This is a genomic window from Mesorhizobium sp. M7A.T.Ca.US.000.02.2.1 (assembly GCF_003996995.1).
In the GTDB taxonomy this organism is placed as follows: Bacteria; Pseudomonadota; Alphaproteobacteria; order Rhizobiales; family Rhizobiaceae; genus Mesorhizobium.
Map to the genome: position 1 here is coordinate 1 of NZ_RZTT01000536.1, position 3,443 is coordinate 3,443.

Sequence of the window (3,443 nt, forward strand, 5' to 3'; positions counted from 1 at the left end):
GGAATGCGCACGAGATTGTCCTCGCCGATGCCAGACACCCAGATCGCCCGGTCGATCGAAGTGTGCACCTGGTCGGAGGAGTAGATGCGCAGCCGCGCCTGCCCTGCCAGGCCCTGTTTGTTGCCTTGCCAGTCGAGCGCCCGTTCGCGCATGGTCAGCACCGCAGCCAGTGTCGCCGATGAGGCCGAATCCTGGATTACGCCCGAGAAACCTTCCGGCAGGCCGAGCGCCTGGCGCATCCAGTCGACGGTGCGCGTTTCGAGTTCGGTCGCTGCCGGTGACGTCTGCCACAGCATGCATTGCGCGGCCATCGCCGAAACCAGATATTCCGCCACCACCGAGACCGGCGCCGCATTGGCCGGGAAATAGGCGAAGAAGCGCGGATGCTGCCAATGCGTCATTCCCGGCAGTATCTTCTCTTCGAAGTCGGCGAAGATCCGGTCCATCGGTTCGGCGTCTTCGGGCGGCGAAACCTCAATGCCTCGGAAAATTTCGCCAGGCTCGACCAGCGGCCGCACGGGGCGGTCGCGCAGCGTGTTGCGATAGTCAGCACCCCAGTCGGTGGCGCGCCGCGACCATTGCCGAAAATCATCGTTGTTCATCCTGTTCTCCCGACATGATCCATCGCCGCCATCCATCGCGGCTGGCTTTCTTATTAATTAACGCGTGAAATATATGCAACCGCCAGCGAATGGCGGGCGCGCCTCAGCCAGGGAAATCCGGCAGGCTGGCAAAGGCCGTCTTCAGCGCATTCGACCAGCCGTCGGAGATCGTGCGGTAATATTGGTCATCCTGGCCGATCCGCTTCTTCAATCCGACCTTGAAGGCGTCTTTCTCCAGGAAGAGCAGGTCGAGCGGCAAGCCGACGGACAGATTCGACTTCAGCGTCGAATCGAAGGACACCAAAAGCAGCTTCACCGTCTCGGCTAGGCTCATCGTCCTTTCGTATGCGCGGATGATGATCGGCTTGCCGTATTTGGTCTCGCCGATCTGGAAAAACGGCGTGTCGTCGGTCGACTCGATGAAATTGCCTTCGGGATAGATCATGAACAGGCGCGGCTCGCTGCCCTTGATCTGACCGCCGAGGATGAAGGACGCATTGAAATAGGAATCCGCCTTCTCGCCAGCGGGTGACGAATTGGCGATGACCTCCTTGACCGTGTCGCCAACAATGCGGACCGTTTGGTACATCGACGGCGTTTCGAGCAGCGTGGAATGTCGTTCGGAGATCGCCTTGGTGCGCTCGTCAAGCAGGCTGACCACGGCCTGTGTCGTCGCCAGATTGCCCGCCGACATCAAAACGATGACGCGCTCGCCCGGCTCTTCCCAGACGTGCATCTTGCGAAAGGTGGAGATGGAATCCATGCCTGCATTGGTGCGCGTGTCCGACATGAACACGAGCCCGCCATCGATCTTCAGGCCAACGCAATAGGTCATGGAATCTCTTCTAGAGCAATTCCAGGAAAAGTGTGAAGCGGTTTTCCGTCCGGAATTGCGTTAAAACAAGGAGATAGAGCGGTCCGGCGTTTCCTTGAAACGATGAATCGCTCGGCAGCAATCTTGCGGAGGATTACTGCTCCACCGTGACGGTGACCGCAAGCTGTTCTTCCGCCTGTCCCAGCCGAATTCCCGACACCGGCGTGGCGTCGCGGTAATCGCGGCCCGTTGCCACCTTTACATATCGCTCGTCGGGTGAAATGCCATTGGCGGCATCGAAGGCAACCCAGCCGAGACCCGAAACATGCGCTTCGGCCCAGGCATGGCTGGCCGCCTGCTCGACCGTGGCATCCAGCATCAGATAGCCGCTGACATAGCGGGCCGGAAAGCCCATGGCACGCGCCGCGGCGGCAAAGATATGTGTATGATCCTGGCAGACCCCGGTTTTCAGCGCCAAGGCTTCCTCCGCCGGCGTCGTCGCATTGGTGGTGCCGGGCGTGTAGACAACGCGCTCGCCGATGACAGCCATCAGCCGGTGCAGCCTTTCAATGTCGCTGCCCTTGCCGACCGATGCGGCGAGTTCGCGGATACCGCTGCCGATCGTCGTCAATGGCGTCTCATGGCTGTACAGCCAGAGTGGTGTAAAGCCCTGGTGTGGCCCCGAGACGCCCGCGGTGTCGCGTGTCACCACTTCGCCTGATGCTTCCACCGTGATGAAGTCGCGCTCGCCCTCGACGCTTAGCAGCCTTGTGTCATTGCCGAAATGGTCGACAAAGCGAACTTCTTCGCGCGCGCCTTCGATGGTCAAGGCCCAGGACAGAACGGTCTGCGTCGACCCGCTGACCGGAAGCAGCCGCAGCCGCTGCAACAGATAGTGCACCGGCGTATCGTAGCGGTACTCGGTCCGATGGGTGATCTTCAGCCGCATGCTTCTATTCCGTTTGTGAGCACGATCTCCGGACAAACGGTTTCGTTTGTCTGAGAAAACCGGCTCCCACCTTTCGGGACCATGCTCAATTGAACCGATAATCTTGTGCGATCTCTTCGCCCAGTTTGGTGTTGTCGCGAATGAAATTGGCAAGGAATTCATGCAGGCCGGCGTCGAATATGCCCTTGATCGACCCGGCTCTCAGCATTGTCTGCGTCTTCTCGGCCGTTGCGTGGCAGGCATGGCGCTCGCCGTAATCGTCGCCGAGGAATTCCAGATGCTCTGACAGGAAGCGATAGCAGAACATCAGCGAGCGCGGCATGCGGACATTGAGGATCAGATAATCGGCAATGTTGGTCGGCTTATAATCGGCGTCGTAGACCCAGCGATAGGAGCGATGCGCCGAGACCGAACGTAGGATCGATTCCCACTGATAATTGTCGAGCGTCGAGCCGACCCAGGAGATCGACGGCAGCAGCACATAATATTTCACGTCGAGGATGCGCGCCGTGTTGTCCGCGCGCTCGACATAAGTGCCGAGCTGCGAGAAGTCGAAGATCTCGTTGCGCAGCATGGTGCCGTAGAATGAGCCGCGGATCAGCGCCGTCTCGCGCTTGATGGCGTCGAGCACGCTGGGCAGGTCGCGCTCGTCGATCGGCTTGGCCAGCATCCGCTTCAGCGACATCCAGGCTTCGTTGATGCTTTCCCAGGTTTCGCGCGTCAGCGCGGTACGCACCATGCGGGCATTGTTGCGGGCCGTTTCGATCGACGCCATCGTGCTCGACGGGTTCGACGTGTCGCGCAACAGGAAGTCGGCGACGTTGGCCGCGGTATAGTCAGAATATTTCTGGCTGAAGGTGACGTCGGAACCGGCGCTGAGCAGCACCGAATTCCACTCTTCCGAGGCACTCTGGGTACGAGTCAGCGCCATGCGCAAACCGGCATCGACCAAGCGCGCCATGTTCTCCGCCCGCTCGATATAGCGATTCATCCAGTAGAGCCCGTTGGCGGTGCGGCCTAAAAGCATCATCGTGCCCCGATTTCGAGCGAATAGCGAATAGTGAGTAGCGAATAGGGG

At 59.9% G+C, this 3,443-nt stretch carries 4 protein-coding genes; all 4 read right to left on the reverse strand.

Going from position 1 to position 3,443, the window contains the following annotated elements; all coding sequences use genetic code 11:
* Window positions 1-602, reverse strand: a 602-nt coding sequence (locus EOD15_RS31030) for a pyridoxal-dependent decarboxylase (protein WP_245463815.1), incomplete at its 3' end; no start/stop codon positions are given.
* Window positions 603-705: 103 nt separating this feature from the next.
* Entirely contained in the window at window positions 706-1,437 is a 732-nt protein-coding gene (locus EOD15_RS31035) for a peptidase (RefSeq protein ID WP_127322443.1), read from the reverse strand.
* Window positions 1,438-1,570: 133 nt separating this feature from the next.
* Window positions 1,571-2,365, reverse strand: coding sequence for a transglutaminase family protein (locus EOD15_RS31040; RefSeq protein WP_127322444.1), 795 nt, complete (start codon window positions 2,363-2,365; stop codon window positions 1,571-1,573).
* Between the two features lie 85 nt (window positions 2,366-2,450).
* Complete coding sequence (locus EOD15_RS31045; RefSeq protein WP_127322445.1) at window positions 2,451-3,392, reverse strand: alpha-E domain-containing protein; 942 nt, start codon at window positions 3,390-3,392, stop codon at window positions 2,451-2,453.
* Between the last annotated feature and the right edge of the window lie 51 nt (window positions 3,393-3,443).

Excerpts from the sequence above, each read along its gene's own strand:
- EOD15_RS31035 (WP_127322443.1), bottom strand. The coding sequence starts at position 1,437 with ATGACCTATTGCGTTGGCCTGAAGATCGATGGCGGGCTCGTGTTCATG.
- EOD15_RS31040 (WP_127322444.1), bottom strand. The coding sequence starts at position 2,365 with ATGCGGCTGAAGATCACCCATCGGACCGAGTACCGCTACGATACGCCG.
- EOD15_RS31045 (WP_127322445.1), bottom strand. The coding sequence starts at position 3,392 with ATGCTTTTAGGCCGCACCGCCAACGGGCTCTACTGGATGAATCGCTAT.